This window comes from Bradyrhizobium betae, from assembly GCF_050632175.1.
GTDB classification, from domain to species: domain Bacteria; phylum Pseudomonadota; class Alphaproteobacteria; order Rhizobiales; family Xanthobacteraceae; genus Bradyrhizobium; species Bradyrhizobium betae_B.
The window spans coordinates 4,865,913-4,887,873 of the sequence record NZ_CP192576.1; the positions used below are offsets into that span (position 1 = coordinate 4,865,913).

Sequence of the window (21,961 nt, forward strand, 5' to 3'; positions counted from 1 at the left end):
ATTCCAAGCCGGTTGCGCTTAACGCGGCCCCGCCGACTGGTGTAGGCTCCAGCCTGGAACGCCTCCAGGGAGCCCATCCGGGCCAACGAGAAAAACGCGAGGGCAAACGCATATGACCCAGTTCAACGAGACCGAACTCACCAAAGCCGTCGTCCAGAGCTTCGACAACACGCCGGACCCGCGGGCCAAGTTCCTGCTCCAGGAATTGGTGAAGTCGCTGCACGATTACGTGAGCAAGACCGGTCTCACCTTCGAGGAATGGGAATACGCCATCGATTTCCTGACCCGCACCGGCCACAAATGCACGGATACCCGCCAGGAATTCATCCTGCTGTCGGACGTGCTCGGTGTCTCCATGCTGGTCGACGCGGTCAACCATCGCGAGCGTGAGGGAGCCACCCAGACCACGGTGCTCGGCCCGTTCTATGTCGGCGAGCATAAGGTCACGGCTCACGGCACCGATATCTCGCCGAACAACCAGACCGGCGATCGGATGTTCGTGCAGAGCCGCGTCACCGACCTCAAGGGCAAGCCCCTCGCCGGTGTCCCGGTCGACGTCTGGCATGCCGACGATGACGGCTTCTACGATTCCCAGAAGCCGAATTACGACGAGGTCGGCGCCTCGGCGCGGGCGCGTTTCATCACCGACAGCGACGGCCGCTTCTTCTTCCGCACCATTCTGCCGTGCAGCTATCCGATTCCGACCGATGGCCCGGTCGGCGAGATGATCGTGCAGACCAAACGGCATCCGATGCGCCCCGCGCATGTGCACTTCCTGGTCAATGCCAAGGGCTACGAGCCGCTGATCACCCACGTCTTCATGGACGGCGACAAATATCTGGATTCCGACGTCGTGTTCGGCGTCAAGGACGACCTCATCGCCAAGGTCGAGCCGCGCAACGATGCGGCGATGCCAGACGGCACCAAGGCGAACGGTCCGTGGCACCTGATGACCTACGAATTCCACCTCAAGCCCGGTGGCGGCATGGCGCCGAAACCGCTCGGGACGAAGGCGTCGGAGCCGGCGTGAGGGCCGCCGTCTCCGAACGTACGTTCATCCTTCGATATAGGCCGCCAGCTCGTCAGGCGTGCCCTTCGGAAAGGCTTCCTTCAGATAATCGAGGAAGGCGGACACGCGCGCGCTCAGCAGTCGCCGCGATGGATAGAGCGTCCACAGGGCAATGTCGGGTCCGGCGACATCGCCCCAACGCACCAGCCTGCCGGCGGCCAGATCGTGACTGACGAGCGACACGGGAAGACGTGCGGCGCCGACGCCGGCTCGTGCTGCGTCGCGAACCATCACCAGCGATGACAGGCGAAGCACGGGATCGACGGCGATACGCGATGTGCCGCCTGGTCGCCTGACGTCCCACGCCACAGCCTCGTCGGCCGTTCCGCGCACGATAGCCGGAACGGTGAATTGGCCCTTCGGCCGTTTCAGATCAGGGCTGGCCACGACGACCATTCGGTCGCGCAGAAAGATGCGTCCGACGAGGCTTTCATCCGGATTTGGATTGACCCGGATCACGAGGTCAAATCCTTCCTCGATCATGTCGACGGGCCGATCTTCCGTGGTGACCTCGAGCCGGACTTGCGGATGTCTGAGCGCAAAGCCGGCTGCGAGCCTGCCCATCGCCGTTTGCGAGAACAGCAGAGGCGCGCTGATCCGCAACCTGCCTCGCGGCTTGTCGCCGCCCGAGGCAATCGCCGCGGCTGTTTCGTCGAGCTCGGTGAGCAGCGCCCCTGTCCGCTCGTAGAGCGCCCGCCCTTCCTGGGTGAGCTTGAGCGTGCGCCCGCCGCGCTCGAAGAGGCGCAGGTTGAGGCCACTCTCCAGTTCGGCAACCCGCCGGGACAAGGTCGCTTTCGGTCGTCCCGCGGCGCGCGCGGCCTTCCCGAACCCTCCGTGGCGGGCGACCAGATTGAAGTCGGCGAGGGCAAGCAAATCCATCTGTTCCACCAGTGAGACGGTATGTCCAAATATAGCGTCTATCGGCTCGCATGTGGATCACTAATTTCGGGGTGTCGTTAGATCCAACCCGGAGTGATCCCCATGACCATCCTCGTTACCGGCGCAACCGGCACAGTCGGCCGCCAAGTCGTCGAACAGCTCGTCAGGCGTGGCGCCGATGTGCGCGCGCTCGTCCGCGATCCGGCGAAGGCCAGCTTTCCTGCGGGCGTTGCCGTCGTCCAGGGTGACCTGCTCGATGTCGACTCGTTGCGCAACGCGCTTTCCGGCGTTTCAACGGTGTTCCTGCTCAATGCCGTGGTGCCGGATGAATTCACCCAGGCACTGACGGTGCTCAACCTTGCTCGCGAGGCCGGCATCGAGCGGTTCGTCTATCTGTCGGTGATCCACAGCGATCTCTATGTGAATGTGCCGCACTTCGCGGGCAAGTACGGTGTCGAGCGCATGATCGAGCAGATGGGCTTCAAGGCCACCATCCTGCGCCCGGCGTACTTCATGAACAACGAGCTCACGATCAAGGACGTGGTGACCGGATTCGGCGTCTATCCCATGCCGATCGGCAGCAAGGGGCTCGCGATGATCGATGCACGTGACATCGGCGAGATCGGAGCCATCGAGCTGATCCGCCGCGAGACGTCCGCTACGCCGCTTCCGCTCGACCGAATCAACCTCGTTGGTCCCGATACGCTGACCGGCGCAATGGCCGCCGCGATCTGGTCGGAGGTGCTTGGGCGCACAATTGCCTATCCCGGCGATGACACCGCAGGTTTCGAGAAGAACCTCAGGCAGTTCATGCCCGGCTGGATGGCCTTCGACATGCGCGTGATGAGCGAGCGCTTTCTCACGGAGGGCATGATTCCCGAGTCAGGCGACGTCAAGCGCCTTACCGATCTCCTCGGCCGTCCCCTGCGCTCCTATCGCGACTTCGTCGCCGAGATCACGGCCGCAGCCTGACGGCAGCGGCCATGCTCAAAGCAACTCCGTCAACCCACATCAATCAAGGGACGCCATCTTGCGAGGCGTCCCGCTTTCCCCGGTGCTCCATGCAGAATTCTGAAGGCCATGATTTCCAGGCCGTCCAACCGAAAATACTGGTTCTTGGCGCGACCGGCGCCACCGGCCGCCTCATCGTCAGCCAGGCCCTGGCGCGCGGCTATGACGTTACAGCGCTGGTGCGCTCCACAGGCAAGGCGCGCGATCTCGAGGGAGCGAAGCTCATCACCGGAGATGCGCGCGACGCGACCGCGCTACGTGAAGCGCTTAGGGGCCGGGATGCCGTCGTCAGTGCGCTCGGCACAGCGGCGAGCCCGTTCCACGAGGTGACGCTGCTGTCGACCGCCACACGCTCGCTCGTGAGCGCGATGAAGGCCGAGCAGGTCTCTCGCCTGGTTTGCATCACAGGAATGGGCGCCGGTGACAGCGCCGGGCACGGCGGCTTCCTGTTCGACAAGCTGATCTTCCCGCTTCTGCTGCGCAAGGTGTACGCCGACAAGGACCAGCAGGAGACGATCGTCAGGAACAGCGGGCTCGACTGGGTTCTGGTCCGCCCCTCCGTCCTCAGCAACAAACCAGGGCGCGGCACAATCCGGGCACTGACGGAGCTCTCCGGCTTTCATGGCGGCAGCATCTCGCGCGACGACGTGGCGCGGTTCGTTCTGGATCAAGTGCGTGACGATGCCTGGCTGCATCGGTCGCCATTGATCACGTGGTGACGCCTGCACCACATGATCTCACGTCCTACCGCGCGTGCAGCAGCGCCAGCAGCACGACAACGATGCAGGCGAGCGCCGCCGAGGTCAGCTTCCAGAACATTAGCGGGCTGCGCTCCAAGAGCGGCGTGATCCGCGTGTCGAGATAGGCCGGATTGGGCGAGCGAAGCTCGAAGACGAATTCGGAGAGATCCTCATGCCGCTTGGTGGGGTCTGGATGCAGCGCGCGCCGGAGCGCGCCATCGACCCAGGCGGGCACGTTGCGGTCGTCGTCGGCCGGGCGGTACTGCAGCCTCCGCACGTCTGCCTTGCGCCGGATCTTCGCGACCTGGGCGCCATAGGGAAGCTTGCCCGTGAGCATCTGGTAGCAAATCACCGCCAGCGAAAACATGTCGGAGCGCGGCGAGCCGCCTTGCCCGAGAAAATACTCCGGCGCCGTGTATTGGACCGTCCCCAGGATGTCGCCGGACTCGTCCTGTGGCGCGGCCTCGGTGACGCCGGCCACCCTGACCGACCCGAAGTCGATGATCTTCGCGGTGCCGGTCTTGTCGATCATGATGTTGTCGGGCCGCAGATCCTGATGCAGCATCTCCATGCGGTGGAAGGCGCGCAGGCCCGCGGCGATCTGCTCGATCAGTCCACGGACGGTTTCGAGGTTGGGCCGGGGATTGTCCGTCATCCACTGCCGCAGCGTCTGTCCTTCGATGAATTCGGTCGCGACGTAGAGGTAGCCGCGCCGCCGCGACTGTGACAGCGGTTTGAGCACGTGCGGGCTGTCGATCCGGCGCGCGATCCATTCCTCCATCAGGAACCGCTTGAGATAGGCGGCGTTGTCGCGCAGATCGATCGACGGCAGCTTGAGCACGACCGGCGCGTCGGTCTCCACATCGACGGCGAGATAGATGTGGCTGCGGCTGCTGGCGTGGATCTCCCTGACGATCCTGTAGCCGTCGAGGATCGCGCGCGGCTCCGGCAGCGGAGGCAGCGGCAATTCGGCGGTCTGATTGACGATGCCGGCCGGCTCGCGCTGCGGCACCGTTTCGATGCGTAGGATCTGCACCGTGATGTTGTCGTCGCTGCCGCGCCGGTAGGCCTCTTCGACGATCGCCTTCGCCGCGCCGTCGAGCTCGGCGGCATGTTCGTTGATGGTGCTGGTGATGAAGCGATGGTCGACGAATTCGTAGGCGCCGTCGGTGGCGAGCAGGAAGGTGTCGCCGGCTTCGATCTCGACGGTCTGGTAGTCGATCTCGAGCTGCGGATTGATGCCGAGCGCGCGCCCGAGATAGGTCTGCTCGGACGACACGATGATCCGGTGATCGTCGGTCAGCTGCTCGAGCGCCTTGCCGGCGACGCGGTAAATGCGGCAGTCGCCAACGTGGAAGATGTGCGCGGTGGTCGCCTTGATGACCATGGCGCTGAGCGTGCAGACATAGCCCTTGTCGCGGTCATAGGCATACTGGCTCTTCCGCGTTTGGGCGTAGAGCCAGGAATTGGTCGCATCCAGCACGCGGCGGGCGGAGGTCTTCACCGTCCAGGATTCCGACGTGCAGTAATAGTCCATCAGGAAGCTCTTTACCGCCGACTCGCTGGCGATCTGGCTTACCGTGCTGCTCGAGATACCGTCGGCCAGAACGGCCGCGATCCCCTTCAGGCTGAGCTGAGGCTCCTCCGGAATCAGGACGCCGTGAAAATCCTGGTTGATTGGCTTGCGACCCTTGTCGGAATGCTGGCCGACCGAGATCTGGAGTCCGCGAGTCATGGTCATCACCAGGAGGGGAGCCTCACCCTGATCGGGCGAGGCTCCCCTGTCGAGACGGATTCGATCAGGCTGCGACGCGGGTCGGGGCAGCCTTGGCCACCTGGCGCTTCGGCTTCGTCAGCACATGCGTCGTGTAGAGGGTCATGCCGGTGAAGGCGAGGCCGCCCACGAGGTTGCCCAGCACGGTCGGGATCTCGTTCCAGATGAAGTAGTCCATGATCGAGAACTTGGCATGCAGCATCAGTCCCGACGGGAACAGGAACATGTTCACGACGGAATGCTCGAACACCATGTAGAAGAACACCAGGATCGGCATCCACATCGCGATGACCTTGCCGGGCACCGAGGTCGAGATCATGGCGCCGACGACACCGGTCGAGACCATCCAGTTGCAAAGCATGCCGCGAAAGAACAGTGTCGCCATGCCGGCCGCTCCATGCGCGGCGTAGCCCAACGTGCGGCCTTCGCCGATATTGCCGATGGCTGCGCCCACCTTGTCCGGCGCCTGCGTGAAGCCGAAAGTCGTGACGAAGGCCATCATGAACGCCACTGTAAGAGCGCCCGCGAAATTGCCGATGAAGACGAGGCCCCAGTTGCGCAACACGCCGCCGATGGTCACGCCCGGGCGCTTGTCGATCAGAGCCAGCGGCGCCAGCACGAACACGCCCGTCAAGAGGTCGAACCCCAACAAATAGAGCATGGAGAATCCGACCGGGAACAGCAATGCGCCGATGAGCGGCTGGCCGGTATTCACGTTGATGGTGATGGCGAACCAGGCTGCGAGCGCGAGGATGGCTCCCGCCATGTATGCGCGGATGATCGTATCCCTGGTGGACATGAAAATCTTTGATTCACCCGCGTCCACCATCTTGGTGACGAATTCCGAAGGTGCGAGATACGACATCACGTTTCCTTTTGCTCGTGTGAAAGACAGCGCGTTTGTTTCGGACGGTAGCCGTTGTCAGGACACTGCCTCCGCACGTGCCGGGCGAACCGGGACCTGCGGATCAAAGGATTTCGAAATCTCGCGTGGGATTGCATAACGACGACTGCGCCCGATGGGCTCAGCAAAGCTGTCAGGCTCTCCCCGAGTTTCGGCCTTTGGAAGCCTCAACATGGCGGCGGACCGCAGTCGTCGTTGACTGAGTGATAAATCTGGAAGCAATCCATGTGCCAGACGTTCAGGAAGGCCTCGCGAGCATCTTGCGGCATGATCGGAGCCGCATCTGGCGCGCTTGCGGATCCTCACAGATGAGGTATTCGGCATAACGGAAGTGGCTCTGCCTAATTGTTGTGCGACGCACAAGGACTGGGCGGCTCGCCAAATTTGGCAGCGGTCTCGGCTTCACCGCAAAATGCCGCTTTGGCCTAATGCCATGTTTTTGCGGCGCATTATGGAAATCGACGTTCTGGCACGGTTCTTGTTTGAGAAGGGCTGACGCCATCGACGCCGTCCCTCGCAGACCTCCATCCGAATTGTGCCTTCCGCCATCCGGGGACCTCCCCGGAGACACGCCGCCATGCGCGTGGTGTGGTCGGCATGCGCGGATGGATGCTCCGGTCACAAAGGATCATCACATCCAATGACGAAACCAACTGATCAGTCCTCGCGCAACGGCCGGCACTCCGACGGCGTCAGTGCAAATGCGCTTATGCGCTTCGATCGCCGCACGTTCCTCGCTGCAGGCACCGCCGCTGCGGCGCTGGCGCTCGCTCCCGGGCACCTCCGCGCCGCCGCACTCAAGCCCGAGAAGGAAGAGTTGAAGTTCGGCTTCATCAAGCTCACCGACATGGCGCCGCTCGCAGTCGCCAAGGAGAACGGGTACTTCGAGGACGAAGGTCTGTTCGTCACGCTGGAGGCGCAGGCCAACTGGAAGGTTCTGCTGGACCGAGTCATCAGCGGTGAGCTCGATGGCGCGCACATGCTTGCCGGCCAGCCGCTCGCAGCGACGATCGGCTTCGGCACCAAGGCGCATATCATCACGCCGTTTTCGATGGACTTGAACGGCAACGCCATCACGGTCTCGAACGAGATCTTCGCGATGATGAAGCCGAACATCCCGAAGGATGCGAGTGGCAAGCTCGTGCATCCGATCAAGGCCGATACTTTGCGTCCGGCGATCGAGAAGCTGAAGGCCGACGGCAAGTCCTTCAAGATGGGCATGGTCTTCCCGGTCTCGACCCACAATTACGAGCTGCGCTACTGGCTCGCGTCGGGAGGCATCAACCCCGGCTATTATTCGTCCGGCGACGTGAGTGGGACGGTTGCCGCCGAAGCGCTGCTGTCGGTGACGCCGCCGCCGCAGATGCCGTCGACGCTCGAAGCGGGCACCATCAACGGCTACTGCGTCGGCGAGCCTTGGAACCAGGCCGCCGTGTTCAAGGGCATCGGCGTGCCCGTGATCACGGACTACGAAATCTGGAAGAACAATCCGGAGAAGGTGTTCGGCGTCACCGCAGCTTTCGCGGAGAAGAATCCGAACACGGTGCTCGCGCTGACCAAGGCGCTGATCCGCGCTGCGATGTGGCTGGACGAGAACGCCAACGCCAACCGCGCCAAGGCGGTTGATCTATTGTCGAAACCCGAATATGTCGGCGCCGACAAGGCGGTCATCGCCAACTCGATGACCGGCACTTTCGAGTACGAGAAGGGCGACAAGCGCTCCATTCCCGACTTTAACGTCTTCTTCCGCTACTTCGCGACCTATCCCTACTATTCCGACGCCGTCTGGTATCTGACGCAGATGCGCCGCTGGGGGCAGATCGGGGAGGCCAGGGACGACGCTTGGTACGAAGCAACCGCCAAGAGCGTGTACCGTCCGGACATCTATCTCTCCGCAGCCAAGCTCTTGATAGCCGACGGCAAGGCGAAGAAGGAAGACTTCCCCTGGGAGACCGACGGCTACCGCGCGCCGACGTCCGAATTCATCGACGGCATCACGTACGACGGCCGCAAACCCAACGCCTACATCGACAGCCTGAAGATCGGCCTGAAAGGCAAGCAGAAGATCGACGGGGCCAAGGTCGTCGACGGCTGACGCGCACGCGCCGGGCCGCCGTGAGGCTGGCCCGGCCTCCTTCCTCGAAGCGGGGCGATGAACGCCAAGGAACAAGGTTATGGCAGTGGTTACCGACTACATCGACCTCAGCGCGGAAGACCGCAAGCGTGCCCTCCGGGAGCGTGTGTTCGCGCGCATCAACGGAGCGGCGATCTATCTCAACATCCTTGGACTGGGCTGGCTTGCGCCGCTGGCCCGCATCGCAGCCGGCGACAGCGTCAAGCCGCAGCTGAAGGAGCTACGCCAGGGATTGCTGGTGCCGCTGATCGGCATCGGCGTTTTCCTGCTGGCGTGGGCCTGGGCCGCGCCGCGGGTCAAGACGTCGCTCGGCGCCATCCCCGGTCCGGCCGAAGTCTGGACCCAGGCCGGAAACCTGTACGCAGACCATGTCGCCGAACGGGCCAAGCAGGCTGCCTTCTATGAGCGGCAGGACGCGCGCAACGCCAAGGTGACAGCCGACGGTCATCCCGAGGATGTCCGGCATCGCGGCTATGCCGGCAAGCCGACATATTTCGACCAGATCCTGACCAGTCTCATGACGGTCGCGCTCGGCTTCTTCGTGGCGACACTCGCTGCTGTGCCGCTCGGTATCCTCTGTGGCCTCTCCCGGACCATGAACGGTGCTCTCAATCCGCTGATCCAGATATTCAAGCCGGTGTCGCCGCTGGCGTGGTTGCCGATCGTGACCATGGTGGTGTCTGCGCTCTATGTGAATCCGTCGGAATTGCTGCCGAAGTCGCTGGTCATCTCCGCCATTACGGTGACGCTGTGCTCGCTGTGGCCGACGCTGATAAATACGGCGCTGGGTGTGGCCTCGATCGACAAGGACCTGCTCAATGTCGGACGCGTGCTGCAACTGCCGACATGGCGCACCATCACCAAACTGGTTCTGCCGAGTTCGCTGCCGCTGATCTTCACTGGACTGCGGCTGTCCCTCGGTGTCGGCTGGATGGTGCTGATCGCAGCCGAGATGCTGGCGCAGAATCCGGGCCTCGGAAAATTCGTCTGGGATGAGTTTCAGAACGGCTCGTCTCAGTCGCTGGCCAGGATCATCGTGGCCGTGCTGACCATCGGTATCATCGGCTTCCTGCTCGATCGCGTGATGTATGCGCTGCAGTCAGCCTTCACCTTCTCCAGCCAGCGTTGAGGAGCCCGATGTCTTTCCTGTCGCTGAAGGGAATAAGCAAGAGTTACGGGGCCGGGGCCAAGCGCACCAACGTGCTGTCGAACGTCAATCTGGAGGTCGCGGAGGGCGAGTTCATCGCCATCGTGGGCTTTTCCGGCAGCGGCAAGACGACGCTGATTTCGGCGATCGCCGGGCTGGTGCAGCCGGATGCCGGCGACATCACGCTCAAGGGCAAGCCGGTCGTGGGCCCCGGGCCGGACCGTGGCATCGTGTTTCAGTCATATTCCCTGATGCCTTGGCTTACGGTACGCGGCAACGTTGCCCTGGCAGTCGATCAGGTGTTTGCCAGTGAAAGCAGAGCTCAGCGCGCCAGCCGCGTCGATCGCTACATCGACATGGTCGGGTTATCGCACGCGGCGACGCGTCTGCCGGCCGAATTGTCCGGCGGCATGCGCCAGCGCGTTGCCGTTGCCCGTGCACTTGCAACCAGCCCGGAGATATTGCTGCTCGACGAGCCGCTGTCGGCACTCGACGCGTTGACCCGCGCCAAGCTCCAGGACGAGATCGTGGACATCTGGTCGCGCGACAAGCGCACCGTGGTACTGATCACCAACGATGTCGACGAGGCGATCCTGCTCGCCGATCGCATCATTCCGCTTTTGCCCGGCCCGGATGCGACGCTGGGCCAGCAGTTCGAGGTCGACATCCCGCGTCCGCGTGACCGCTCCATGATCAACGAGGATCCGCATTTCATGCAGTTGCGGCAGGCCGTTACCGGCTATCTCCTGGACGTGGTGAACAAGCGTTCGGCTCGCACGGACGTGACGGTTCGCACGCTGCCCAACGTGGTGTCCATCACGCAAATGGAAAAGCCGCCGGCGGCCTATCAGAAGGCGGCCGCTGCCGTCACTTTCAACACGGACCGCTATCTCGAGTTCTCCCAGCTCTCGAAGGTCTACCCCACGCCGACGGGACCGCTGACCATCGTGGAGAACTTCGATCTCAAGGTTCGCAAGGGCGAGTTCATCTCGGTGATCGGTCATTCCGGCTGCGGGAAATCGACGGTCCTGTCGATGACCGCGGGTCTCAATGAGGTCTCGCTTGGGGAATCATCCTCGATGGCCGCGAGGTCACGGGCGCCGGTCCGGATCGCGCAGTCGTATTCCAGGCACCTTCGCTGTTTCCCTGGCTCACGGCACGCGAGAACGTTGCGCTCGGTGTCGATCGTGTCTACCCGCACGCCACCCGGCGGCAGCGCGACGAAATCGTTGACTATTACCTCGAGCGGGTCGGGCTTGCGGACTCGTTCGATAAGCAGGCCGCGGCGATGTCGAACGGCATGCGCCAGCGGGTCGGCATCGCGCGCGCCTTTGCACTGTCGCCGAAATTGCTCTTGCTGGACGAGCCGTTCGGCATGCTCGATAGCCTCACCCGCTGGGACCTCCAGGAGGTGCTGATGGAGGTCTGGAAGCGAACGCAGGTGACGGCGATGTGCGTGACCCACGACGTCGACGAGGCAATCCTGCTCGCCGATCGGGTGGTGATGATGACCAACGGACCCAACGCCCGGATCGGCCATATCATGGAGGTCGACATTCCGCGGCCGCGCACGCGAAAGGCTCTGCTCGAGCATCCCAATTACTACCGCTATCGTCGCGAGCTGCTCGATTTCCTCGAAGCCTACGAGCATGGCGCCGCGCCCAAGGTGCCCGCAGCATCCGCCGCGGTCAGTCCGGAAGCCGCTTGAGCGACCTTCGGGACTGCGCCTCCCGCCGGACTGATGGCGCGCCAAGCCTGGCTGGGGCGCGCGTCCGAGTTTGGCATGATTGTCGCTTCTCCCCGTATGCGGGGAGAAGTCCCGCTGATGACGTTTGACCCATGAACCTTGTTCGCAACGGCGCGCACCAAGGCAAACCGAAACAGACAGGATCACATCATGACGCCCGAACAGATCACCCTCGTCCAGCAGAGCTTTTCCAAGGTCGCGCCGATTTCCGAAGCGGCTTCCGTGTTGTTCTACGACCGCCTGTTCGAGGTGGCGCCGTCGGTGCGCGCGATGTTTCCCGAGGACATGACCGAGCAGCGCAAGAAGCTGATGGGCATGCTCGCCGCGGTCGTCAGCGGCCTGTCGAACCTCGAGACGATTCTTCCCGCGGCCTCCGCGCTCGCCAAGCGTCATGTCGCCTACGGCGCCAAGGCCGAGCACTATCCCGTGGTCGGGGCGACCTTGCTGTGGACCCTGGAGAAGGGCCTTGGCGAAGCCTGGACGCCCGAACTTGCCACGGCCTGGACCGACGCCTACGGCGTGCTGTCGGGATTCATGATTTCCGAGGCGTATGGCGCGCAGCCGCAGGCCGCTGAATAGGAGGTGCCTTGTGAGTGAACCGCTCATCATCGTCGGTAATGGTATGGCGGCCGCACGTCTGGTCGACGAGCTCGCCAAGGCCGCGCTCGGCCGCTATGCGGTCGCGGTGATCGGCGAAGAACCGCGGCTCGCTTACAATCGCGTGCTGCTCTCCTCCGTGCTCGCTGGTGAGACCGGCTCGCACGAGATCGAGCTTCGGCCGGCGGACTGGTGGCGCCATCGCGGCGTCACCGTCCGCTATGGCTACCGCGTCACCGAGATCGACACCGGCCGCCGCGAGCTCAAGATCGAGGGCGAAGAGAGCATGCAATATTCCAAGCTCGTGCTCGCCACTGGCTCGATACCGTTGCGGCTCAGTGTACCCGGCGCCGATCTCACCGGCGTCCATACTTTCCGCGACACCCGCGACGTCGATTTGCTGCTGGCGCTCGCCGCCGGCAGGAAGCGCGTCGTGGTGGTTGGCGGCGGCCTGCTCGGGCTCGAAGCGGCCTACGGCCTCGCCAAGGCCGGCGCGCCCGTCACGCTGCTGCACTTGATGGACCGGCTGATGGAGCGCCAGCTCGATCTGCCGGCAGCCGATCTGCTCAAGACGCTGGTCGAGCGCAAGGGCATCCGTATCCTGCTCAATGCCAGCACGAAATGCATTCATGGCGATGGTCATGTCGAAGCCGTCGAACTCGCCGACGGCAGCCGCATCGAGGCAGATGCGGTGATCTTCGCTGCCGGCATCCGTCCCAATATCGCGCTGGCCAGGGACGCCGGCATCGCGGTCAATCGCGGCATCGTCGTCGACGACGAGATGCAGACGGCGTCGCCCGGAATCTACGCGCTCGGCGAATGCGCCGAGCATCGCGGCACCTGCTATGGCCTGGTCGAGCCGGCCTACGAGCAGGCGCGCGTGCTGGCGCGGCATCTCGCCGGCCGTCCCGTCGCCTATCAGGGCAGCGTGGTCTCGACCAATCTGAAAGTGTCCGGCGTCAGCGTGTTCTCCGCCGGGGACTTCATAGGCGGGGACGGCAGCGAGAGCCTCGTGCTCACCGATCGCCGGCGCGGCACCTACAAGAAGCTCGTCATCGCCGACGGCCGGCTCACCGGCGCGGTGCTGATCGGCGATACCGCCGACGCGCTCTGGTATCTCGAGCTGATCCGCAATCGCGACAAGGTCACCGCGATCCGTAGCGACATGATGTTCGGTCGCGCGCTTGCGCTGCCGCCAAAGGCCGCTTGATATGACGGTGATCGATCCCTCGTTCCGCGCCACCAGGACGACCTGCCCCTATTGCGGCGTCGGCTGCGGCATGCTCGCAACACCCGACGGCAAGGGCGGGGCAGCGATCGCGGGCGATCCCGATCATCCCGCCAATTTCGGCCGGCTGTGCTCGAAGGGCTCGGCGCTCGGCGAGACTGTCGGGCTGGAAAGCCGGCTGCTCTATCCGATGATCCGCTGCAAGGGCGTGCTGGAGCGCGTGGCCTGGAGCGATGCGCTCGATCACGTCGCCCACCGCATGCAGCACATCATCGCGCGCGACGGCGCCGATGCGGTCGCGTTCTATCTCTCCGGCCAGCTTCTCACCGAGGATTACTACGTCGCCAACAAGCTGATGAAGGGCTTTGTCGGCACCGCCAATGTCGACACCAATTCGCGGCTCTGCATGTCGTCCTCGGTCGCCGGCCACCGCCGCGCCTTCGGCGCCGATACCGTGCCCGGCTGTTACGAGGATCTCGACCAGGCCGATTTACTCGTCTTCGTCGGCTCGAACGCCGCCTGGTGCCACCCCGTGTTGTTCCAGCGCATGCTCAGGAATCGGCAGGAGCGCGGCGCGCGCATGATCGTGATCGATCCGCGCCGCACCGACACCGCCAGCGATGTCGATCTGTTCCTCGGACTTAAGCCCGGCACCGACACGGCGCTGTTCTCCGGCCTGTTCGTTCACCTCGCCGACAATGGCGCGCTGGACAAGGACTACATTGCGCAAAACACGTCGGGCTTCGACGACGCGCTGGCACGGGCGCGGAACATGGCCGGCAGCGTTGCCGCGACCGCGCTCGCGACGGGTCTCTCCGAACAGGACGTTGCGGCCTTCTTCAAGATGTTCCGCGATACCGAGCGTGTCGTCACGCTCTATTCGCAGGGCGTCAACCAGTCGGCGCAAGGCACGGACAAGGTCAACGCGATCCTGAACTGCCATCTCGCCACCGGGCGCATCGGCAAGCCGGGCGCCTCGCCGTTCTCGCTCACCGGCCAGCCCAATGCGATGGGCGGCCGGGAGGTCGGCGGCCTTGCCAACCAGCTCGCCGCGCACATGAACTTCACGCCGCCGGACATCGATCGCGTGCGACGGTTCTGGAAGGCGCCGCGCATCGCCACCCACGAAGGGCTGAAGGCGGTGCAGCTGTTCGAGGCCATCAGCCGCGGCGAGGTCAAGGCGCTGTGGGTGATGGGCACCAACCCCGCGGTGTCGCTGCCCGATGCCGACGTCGTGCGCGAGGCCCTGAAGAAGCTCGAGCTTTTCGTGGTCTCCGAGAACGTCCTCTCCAACGACACCGTCGAGGCCGGCCCGCATGTGCTGCTGCCCGCGCTGGCCTGGGGCGAGAAGTCGGGCACCGTCACCAATTCCGAACGCCGCATCTCGCGCCAGCGCTCGTTCCTGCCGGCGCCGGGCGAGGCACGGCCGGATTGGTGGATCCTGAGCGAGACCGCAAAGCGTCTAGGCTTCGGCGACAGCTTCAATTACAGATCCGCTGCCGACATCTTCCGCGAGCACGCTGCACTCTCGGCGTTCGAGAATAATGGCAGTCGCGATTTCGACATCGGTTCGCTGACCTCACTGTCCGACGACGCCTTCGATGCCTTGAAGCCGGTGCAATGGCCGGCGCGCGAAGGCGAAGTGCCCGGCGAGCGCTTCTTCGCAGCCGGCGGCTTCTTCACCAATGACGGCAAGGGTCGCTTCGTCGCGCCCGAGGTGCCGTCGCTGCGCGGCGAGACCGGGCCGTCGCGGCCCCTGCGGCTCAACACCGGGCGCATCCGCGATCAGTGGCACACCATGACGCGCACCGGTCTCAGCCCGCGGCTGGGCGCTCACATGCCCGAGCCGTTCGTCGAGATCCACCCTGATGATGCCAACAAGTACAACATCGCCCACGACGGCTACGCCCGCATCACCACCGACTACGGCCAGTGCATCCTGAAGGTCGTCGTCAGCGATCGGCAGCAGCGCGGCACGTTGTTCGCGCCCATCCACTGGAGCGCGACGAACGCCTCGCATGGCCGCGTCGGTGCACTGGTTGCACCGTTCACCGATCCGTTCTCGGGGCAGCCAGAGGCCAAGGCGACGCCGGTTGCGATTGCGCCGTATGAATACGTCTTCCGCGGCTTTGCGCTGTCGCGAAGGGAGCTGGAGCTGCCACCCAGTCTGCTGTGGACGCGTGTCACGGTCGCAGGCGGCTTTGGTTATCTCTTCGCCGACAATGCCGATCTGTCGCGCTGGCCGGCCTGAGCTCGAGAGCGTTGCCGGCGAAGACGTTGCCGACTATCGCGACTTTGGCGGCGGGGTTTATCGCGCAGCCTCGTTTGGGGGCGACCGCATCGAGACCTGTCTGTTCGTCGGCCCCGCCCATGACGCCGGCGACTGGGAGGTGGTGAAGAGCCTGTTCGTGGCCGATCGCGTCACCGACGACCAGCGCCGCATGCTGCTGTCGGGCAAGTCCAGCGATGGCTTGGCCTCGACCGGCCCCGTCGTCTGCGCCTGCTTCGGCGTCGGCCGCGGCACCATCTGCGACACCATCGCAGCCGGCGCGCGCACGGCCGCCGAGATCGGCACCAAGCTCAAGGCGGGGACCAATTGCGGCTCCTGTATCCCCGAGCTGAAGCGGCTCATCGCGACGACGGACGTGGCGCCGGCAAAGCAGGTGAAGGTCGCGAGCGCGGCGGGGTAGGGCGACTTTCTCGGTCGTCGCCTCGTGCTCCGCCGTCATCGCCCGGCTTGACCGGGCGATCCAGTACGCCGAGGCATCTGTGATCAAACGGTGAGCCACGGCGTACTGGATTCCCCGCTTTCGCGGGGAATGACAGCGAGGGCGGGGCGCCATGCCTCAGCCCATCGACGCCCCCTTCATTGTGCCCTATGGTGCCGCGCACTCTCCATCAACAGCCACAAAAACAAAAATGATGTACCTGGAAACGCCGCCGCGCCTGATCGAAACAAAAATCTTCTCCGCCATGCCCGACAAGTTCCGCCGCAAGAGCGAGCGGACGGATTGGGCCGATGCGAACCGTCCGGGTGTGCCGACCGACAGCTTCATCGAGGGGCCGTCATTCGACAAGGATGGCCATCTCTACGTCGTCGATATTCCCTTTGGCCGGATCTTTCGCATCGCGCCCGACGGCGAATGGTCGCTGGTGATTGAATACGAGGGCTGGCCGAACGGGCTGAAGATCGCGGCCGACGGCCGCATCCTGGTCGCCGACTACATGCACGGCATCATGGAGCTCGACGCCAAAGCCGGTCGCATCAAGCCGATCCTGACCGCGCGCAATTCGGAATCGTTCCGCGGCTGCAATGACCTGCATCTCGCCTCCAACGGCGACATCTTTTTCACCGATCAGGGCCAGACCGGCCTGCATGATCCCAGCGGGCGGGTTTATCGGCTGACGCCTGGTGGCCGGCTCGATTGCCTGATCAATACCGGCATCAGCCCGAACGGCCTGGTGCTCGATCCCGGCGAAACCGTGCTGTTCGTCGCCATGACACGCGACAATTCGGTGTGGCGGCTGCCGTTCATGCAGGACGGCAGCGTGTCGAAGGTCGGGCGCTTCTGCTCGCTGTTCGGCACCAGTGGCCCCGATGGCATGACGATGGATGCGGCCGGCCGCCTGTTCGTCGGCCACGCCTCGCTCGGCCACGTCTTCGTGTTCGCGCCGAATGGCGAACTGATCGCGCGGGTCAAGTCGTGCACCGGACCGAGCTGCACCAATGTCGCGATTGGTGGCGCGAAGAAGGACCGGCTCTACATCACGGAGTCCGGGACCGGCAGCGTGCTGGTCGCGGACATCAGCGGATTGTGAGCTTGATATGAAATCAAACCCCTTCGGCCAAACCGGCGCCAGCGTTTCCGTCATCGGGCAGGGCACTTGGTATCTCGACCACGGCGATCGCAACCGCGCGGTCGCGGCGCTTCAGCGCGGGCTGGACGTCGGCATGACGCACATCGACACCGCTGAAATGTACGGCGACGCCGAGCTGGTCATCGCGGATGCGATTGCGGGACGTCGCGACCAAGTGTTCCTCGTCTCGAAGGTGCTGCCGAGCAATGCGTCGCGTCGCGGCACCATCGCGGCCTGCGAACGCTCGCTGAGGCGGCTGAAGACCGATCGCCTCGATTGCTATCTGCTGCACTGGCGCGGCTCCTATCCGCTGGAAGATACCGTCGCTGCATTCGAGGAGTTGGTGAAGGCGGGCAAGATCAAATCCTGGGGCGTTTCGAATTTCGATGCTGACGATCTCGACGAAGTTCTCGATGCCGCGGGCGAGGGCCGCATCGCCTGCAATCAGGTGCTCTACCATCTGAAGGAGCGCGCGATCGAGCATGCGGTGATCCCGTGGTGCGAGACGCATGGTGTCGCCGTCGTCGCCTATTCGCCGTTCGGTCACGACGATTTTCCAGCAAGCAACAGCAAGGGCGGCGCCGTGCTTGCGCGCATTGCGGAGGCACGTCGTGCGACGCCGCGTCAGGTCGCGCTGAGCTTCCTCACCCGGGCGACTACGGTGTTTGCGATCCCGAAGGCGTCGTCGGCGGAACATGCCGGCGAGAATGCCGCGGCCGGCGATCTCGTGCTGACGAAGGATGAGATTTCGACGCTCGATGCGGCGTTTCCGCGCGGTCCGAAACCGCGCGGTTTGCCCATGCTGTAGTGCAGCAAAGCGCGTGCTGCTCGCATTCTTAATGAAACATTGACGCACGCGGCGATCGGCGCATATCGGCATCCTGTTTTCGGAAGTTGTGAAAGCGGCACATTTGTCGTTTTTTACGACCGTTCCCGAATCGACTTTTCCCAGGTTCCAGCCGTGACACCGCCGCCCGCTGCAGCCGCAAGGCTCGACAGTATTCCCATGCCCGTTCCGGAGAAAAAGCACGAAGTTCGCCGTGCCCCCGCGCGCGTCGATCATCCTTTCAAGGGCATCGCGCTGGTGCTGCTGTCGACGGTGTTCCTCGGCTGCTCCGACACGACCGCGAAATACCTCTCGTCGAGCCTGCCCTCGATCGAGATCACCTGGATCCGCTTCGTCACCTTCGCGCTAATGTTCACGCCGGTGATGCTGCCGGTTTCTCCGATCTATGCGATGCGCACCGAGCGACTTGGTCTGCAACTGATGCGCGGCGCGGCGCTCCTCGGTTCGTCACTGTTCTTCATCACCGGCCTGAGCTTCCTGCCGATCGCGGAAGCCTCCGCCACGGGCTTCGTCTCGCCGCTGTTCGTCACCGCGCTGTCGATCGTCTTCCTGAGCGAGAAGGTGGGTATGCGCCGCTGGATCGCCACCGCAATTGGCCTGACGGGCGTGATGATCATTTTGCGCCCGGGCTCGAGCGCGTTCCACGCCGCCGCGTTCTTCCCGATCATCTCCGCGTTCTGCTGGGCCGCCGCGCTGATCCTGACGCGCATGATGAGCGGGCGCGAAGCCGTGGTCACGACCATGGCCTATTCGGCGCTGACGGGCGTTGTGATCCTCAGCCTGATGGTGCCGTTCGTCTGGGTGACGCCGAGCTGGAGCGCGATCGGCTTCGGCATCCTGATCGGTGTCTTCTCCACCGTCGGCCAGTGGATCGTCGTGCTGGCCTATCGCTACGGCGATGCTTCGGTGCTGGCGCCGTTCTCCTACACCCAATTGCTGTGGGTCAGCATTTTGGGTTTCTTCATCTTTGGCGAAGTGCCTGACGTCTGGACCATCACCGGCGCGGCCTTCATCGTCGCCAGCGGTCTCTACATCGCCCATCGCGAGCGCGTGCGCCGCTCGCAATTGCTGGCGACGGCCGGCGAGCCTTCGCCCAACGCCTGACGGAATCCGCGACCGACGCGTTTGCGGTGCTGCGGCTGCCTCGGCGGAGATGAACTGGATGAACGGATGGTCCACGGCAGTGACCTTCGAGGGGCAGTTCTCGGACGTGACGAAGTCCTATGCCGGCAAGGGTTTGATGCGCTACGCTTGGTAGCGTCACGTGACCCCCACAAGAACAATCCCGAGGAAACTCCCGATGCGCGCCGCAATCTTCAGGAACGGTGAGATCGTCGTCGACCGGATCGTCGAGCCGAAGCCGGGCCCCGGCCAGGTAATGGTTAGGACGCTCGCCTGCGGCATCTGCGGCTCCGACCTGCACGCGCGCCAGCACGCCCAACGCATGGCGGAGATGTCGAAGAAGGTCGGACGCAAGCCGATGGACCTCGCCCGTGATGTCGTGTTCGGCCACGAGTTCTGCTGCGAGATCGTCGATTACGGCCCGGGCACGGTGCGCAAGCTCAAGCCCCGCACCCGCGTCTGCTCGCTGCCGGCGCTGCTGACACCGCAGGGCATCGAGGGCATCGGCTATTCCAACGAGAATCTCGGCGGCTACGCCGAAGCGATGCTGCTGAGCGAGCCGCTGCTGCTGGAAGTGCCCAATGGTCTGGCGCCCGACCACGCCGCGTTGACCGAGCCGCTGGCGGTCGGCGTTCATGCCGTGGCCAAGGCCGACATCCGGGGCGGCGAGGTGCCGCTTGTCATCGGTTGCGGGCCGGTCGGGCTTGCTGTCATCGCTGCGCTGAAGCTGAGGGGGCTGCATCCGATCGTCGCCGCCGACTATTCGCCGGCGCGGCGCGCGCTCGCGGCAAAGCTCGGCGCCGACATCGTCGTCGATCCCAGGTTGTCGCAGCCCTATGCGACCTGGGCCGAGCACGCGCAGATGTCGGAGGCGGAGAAGGCGGCGCGGCCTCCGTTGCAGGCGATGTTGCCGGCGCTCAAGCCTGCGATCATCTTCGAATGCGTCGGCGTGCCTGGCCTGTTGCAGCAGGTGTTCGAGGGCGCGCCGCGCGATGCCAGGATCGTCGTGGTCGGCGTCTGCATGGAGACCGACAGAAGCGAGCCCATGCTCGGCATCATGAAGGAGCTCAACGTCCAGTACGTGCTCGGCTACACGCCGGACGAGTTCGCAGCGTCGCTGCGCCTGATCGCGGAAGGGCAGGTGGATGCGGCCGCGATGGTCACCGCCGAGGTCGGTCTCGACGGCGTCGCAAAAGCCTTTGCCGACCTCGTCAATCCCGAGGCGCACACCAAGATCATCGTGCAGCCGTGGCGATGACGGTCTCGTAGGGTAGGCAAAGGCGCACAGCGCCATGCCCACCATCCAACGCAACGCTTGTGGGCACGCCACGCTTTGCCCACCTTACGAGACCTTTCAATATTTCGACGGCACGTACATCTCCGGCGGGATCGGGCCGCGGTGATAGTCGGGATTGCGGACGCGCGGCGGCAGCACCACCGGCACGCGGGCGACCTCCTGGTACGGCATCTGGGTCAAGAGATGCGCGATGCAATTGAGCCGGGCGCGCTTCTTGTCCACGGCGTCGACGATCCACCACGGCGAGTCCGGCAGGTGGGTGTGCTCCAGCATCGTCTCCTTGGCCTTGGTGTACGCCTCCCATCGGCTGCGCGACTCGACGTCCATCGGGCTCAGCTTCCATTGCTTGAGCGGGTCCCTGATGCGCATGCTGAAGCGGAACTGCTGCTCGTCGTCCGTGATCGAGAACCAGTATTTGACCAGGATGATGCCGGAGCGGATCAGCATCCGCTCGAACTCCGGCACCGTCTTGAAGAATTCCTGATACTCGTCCTCCGAGCAGAAACCCATCACCCGCTCGACGCCGGCGCGGTTGTACCAGCTGCGGTCGAACAACACGATCTCGCCGCCGGCCGGCAGGTGCGAGACGTAGCGCTGGAAATACCATTGCGTGCGCTCGCGCTCGCTCGGCGCCGGAAGTGCGGCGACGCGGCAGATGCGGGGATTGAGCCGCTGGGTGATGCGCTTGATGACGCCGCCCTTGCCGGCGGAGTCGCGCCCCTCGAACAGCACGACGACCTTCTTCTTCTCGCTCTGCACCCAGTCCTGGAGTTTCACCAATTCGCCCTGGAGCCGGAGCAGTTCCCGGAAATAGAGTTTTCGGTCGACCGTCGGGCCCAGCGTGCCGCATTCGTCCAGCAACTCGTCGAGCCTGCTGTCGTCGAACTCCATCTCCAGTTCTTCGTCGAGATCGTCGGTCATTTCCCGGATGATGCGCTCGCGCTCGGCCATTTCAGGGGTGCGATTGGATGCGGTCATGGGTCCTTCTCTCACGCTGATATGCCTGTCGCTCATGACCATTGACGGGGTTTATTGCGTCCATGTGACACCGGGCGTCCGGCAGGCCATCACACCGGAAGGGCGATCGAGTATTTGACCTGACTGAGCGCAAAGCTCGACTCGATCGAGGCGATGCCGTCGAGCCGGGTCAGCTTGGTCTTCAGGAAGGTCTCGTAGGAGGCGAGGTCGGCCGCGACGACGCGCAACAGATAATCGCGGTTGCCGGTCATCAGATAGCATTCCAGCACTTCGTCCCATTTCGAGATCGCGCGGGCGAAGCGGTTGAGATCCTCCTCCTTCTGCCGCGCCAGCTTGATCGAGATGAAGACACTGACATGCAGCCCCAGCGCTTTCTGGTCGACGGTCGCGATGTAGCGCGAGATGACACCACGCTGTTCCAGCAGCTTGACCCGGCGGTGGCAGGGCGAGACCGAAAGCCCGACCTTGTCGGCAAGCTCCTGCATGGTCAGCCGGCTGTCGTTCTGGAGCAAAGCAAGAATCTTGCGGTCGATGGCGTCGAGTTCGGGCATTGGGACGGAACCTCCCTTATTAGGGACTTCCTTGGTATGATATCCCAATATCTGAGGGTATGACGCGAAAAATTGAGA

The 21,961-nt window shown here is 64.0% G+C and carries 17 protein-coding genes and 3 pseudogenes; 15 read left to right on the top strand and 5 right to left on the bottom strand.

Annotated features, from left to right (window positions below):
• Positions 1–112 precede the first annotated feature (112 nt).
• Positions 113–1,030: an intradiol ring-cleavage dioxygenase gene (locus ACQ86E_RS23475; RefSeq protein WP_431202007.1), complete on the top strand. Its 918-nt coding sequence runs from the start codon at positions 113–115 to the stop codon at positions 1,028–1,030.
• A gap of 24 nt (positions 1,031–1,054) precedes the next feature.
• On the opposite strand, the gene ACQ86E_RS23480 is transcribed toward ACQ86E_RS23475, so the two are convergent.
• Positions 1,055–1,948, bottom strand: coding sequence for a LysR family transcriptional regulator (locus ACQ86E_RS23480; protein ID WP_431202008.1), 894 nt, complete (start codon positions 1,946–1,948; stop codon positions 1,055–1,057).
• A 102-nt stretch (positions 1,949–2,050) separates the two neighbouring features.
• Between ACQ86E_RS23480 and ACQ86E_RS23485 the strand changes: the two genes are divergently transcribed.
• Positions 2,051–2,920 carry an SDR family oxidoreductase gene (locus ACQ86E_RS23485; protein ID WP_431202009.1) on the top strand — a complete coding sequence of 290 codons (870 nt, stop codon included), beginning with the start codon at positions 2,051–2,053 and terminating at the stop codon, positions 2,918–2,920.
• Between the two features lie 89 nt (positions 2,921–3,009).
• Positions 3,010–3,678: an NAD(P)-dependent oxidoreductase gene (locus ACQ86E_RS23490; protein WP_431202010.1), complete on the top strand. Its 669-nt coding sequence runs from the start codon at positions 3,010–3,012 to the stop codon at positions 3,676–3,678.
• 25 nt (positions 3,679–3,703) lie between these two features.
• Here the strand turns inward: ACQ86E_RS23490 and ACQ86E_RS23495 are convergent, their stop codons facing one another.
• Together ACQ86E_RS23495 and ACQ86E_RS23500 are read right to left on the bottom strand one after the other, a co-directional pair.
• Positions 3,704–5,440: a protein kinase domain-containing protein gene (locus tag ACQ86E_RS23495; protein ID WP_431202011.1), complete on the bottom strand. Its 1,737-nt coding sequence runs from the start codon at positions 5,438–5,440 to the stop codon at positions 3,704–3,706.
• 58 nt (positions 5,441–5,498) lie between these two features.
• Positions 5,499–6,338, bottom strand: a complete 840-nt coding sequence (locus ACQ86E_RS23500) for a formate/nitrite transporter family protein (RefSeq protein ID WP_431202012.1) — start codon at positions 6,336–6,338, stop codon at positions 5,499–5,501.
• A 679-nt stretch (positions 6,339–7,017) separates the two neighbouring features.
• On the opposite strand from ACQ86E_RS23500, the gene ACQ86E_RS23505 reads away from it, so the two are divergent.
• The 12 genes and pseudogenes from ACQ86E_RS23505 to ACQ86E_RS23560 all read left to right on the top strand — a co-directional run bounded on the left by ACQ86E_RS23505 (position 7,018) and on the right by ACQ86E_RS23560 (position 20,315).
• Positions 7,018–8,472 (top strand): CmpA/NrtA family ABC transporter substrate-binding protein, encoded by a 1,455-nt coding sequence (locus tag ACQ86E_RS23505; protein WP_431202013.1) that lies wholly within the window; start codon positions 7,018–7,020, stop codon positions 8,470–8,472.
• Positions 8,473–8,551: 79 nt separating this feature from the next.
• The gene (locus tag ACQ86E_RS23510; RefSeq protein ID WP_431202014.1) at positions 8,552–9,640 is read left to right on the top strand and encodes an ABC transporter permease; all 1,089 of its coding nucleotides are present in this window, start codon (positions 8,552–8,554) and stop codon (positions 9,638–9,640) included.
• 8 nt (positions 9,641–9,648) lie between these two features.
• Positions 9,649–10,674, top strand: a pseudogene (locus tag ACQ86E_RS23515) (nitrate ABC transporter ATP-binding protein); the annotation flags it as partial.
• A gap of 122 nt (positions 10,675–10,796) precedes the next feature.
• Positions 10,797–10,970, top strand: a pseudogene (locus ACQ86E_RS23520) (ABC transporter ATP-binding protein); the annotation flags it as partial.
• Positions 10,971–11,033: 63 nt separating this feature from the next.
• Positions 11,034–11,366 (top strand): hypothetical protein, encoded by a 333-nt coding sequence (locus tag ACQ86E_RS23525; protein ID WP_431202015.1) that lies wholly within the window; start codon positions 11,034–11,036, stop codon positions 11,364–11,366.
• A 189-nt stretch (positions 11,367–11,555) separates the two neighbouring features.
• Positions 11,556–11,984, top strand: coding sequence for a globin family protein (locus tag ACQ86E_RS23530; RefSeq protein WP_431202016.1), 429 nt, complete (start codon positions 11,556–11,558; stop codon positions 11,982–11,984).
• A 10-nt stretch (positions 11,985–11,994) separates the two neighbouring features.
• The gene (locus ACQ86E_RS23535) at positions 11,995–13,212 is read left to right on the top strand and encodes an NAD(P)/FAD-dependent oxidoreductase (protein ID WP_431202017.1); all 1,218 of its coding nucleotides are present in this window, start codon (positions 11,995–11,997) and stop codon (positions 13,210–13,212) included.
• A gap of 1 nt (position 13,213) precedes the next feature.
• Positions 13,214–15,920, top strand: a pseudogene (locus ACQ86E_RS23540) (molybdopterin-dependent oxidoreductase).
• A 232-nt stretch (positions 15,921–16,152) separates the two neighbouring features.
• A complete protein-coding gene (locus tag ACQ86E_RS23545) occupies positions 16,153–17,049 on the top strand; it encodes an SMP-30/gluconolactonase/LRE family protein (RefSeq protein WP_431206543.1) in 897 nt (298 codons plus the stop codon).
• Between the two features lie 7 nt (positions 17,050–17,056).
• Positions 17,057–17,896: an aldo/keto reductase gene (locus tag ACQ86E_RS23550; protein ID WP_431202018.1), complete on the top strand. Its 840-nt coding sequence runs from the start codon at positions 17,057–17,059 to the stop codon at positions 17,894–17,896.
• Between the two features lie 198 nt (positions 17,897–18,094).
• Positions 18,095–19,039 carry a DMT family transporter gene (locus ACQ86E_RS23555; RefSeq protein ID WP_431202019.1) on the top strand — a complete coding sequence of 315 codons (945 nt, stop codon included), beginning with the start codon at positions 18,095–18,097 and terminating at the stop codon, positions 19,037–19,039.
• Positions 19,040–19,235: 196 nt separating this feature from the next.
• The gene (locus tag ACQ86E_RS23560) at positions 19,236–20,315 is read left to right on the top strand and encodes a zinc-binding dehydrogenase (protein ID WP_431202020.1); all 1,080 of its coding nucleotides are present in this window, start codon (positions 19,236–19,238) and stop codon (positions 20,313–20,315) included.
• A gap of 96 nt (positions 20,316–20,411) precedes the next feature.
• Here ACQ86E_RS23560 and ppk2 read toward each other — a convergent pair whose 3' ends face one another.
• Positions 20,412–21,332, bottom strand: a complete 921-nt coding sequence (gene ppk2 / locus ACQ86E_RS23565; RefSeq protein ID WP_431202021.1) for a polyphosphate kinase 2 — start codon at positions 21,330–21,332, stop codon at positions 20,412–20,414.
• An 89-nt stretch (positions 21,333–21,421) separates the two neighbouring features.
• On the bottom strand, positions 21,422–21,883 hold the full coding sequence (locus ACQ86E_RS23570; protein WP_375310263.1) for an Lrp/AsnC family transcriptional regulator: 462 nt from the start codon (positions 21,881–21,883) through the stop codon (positions 21,422–21,424).
• Positions 21,884–21,961 lie beyond the last annotated feature (78 nt).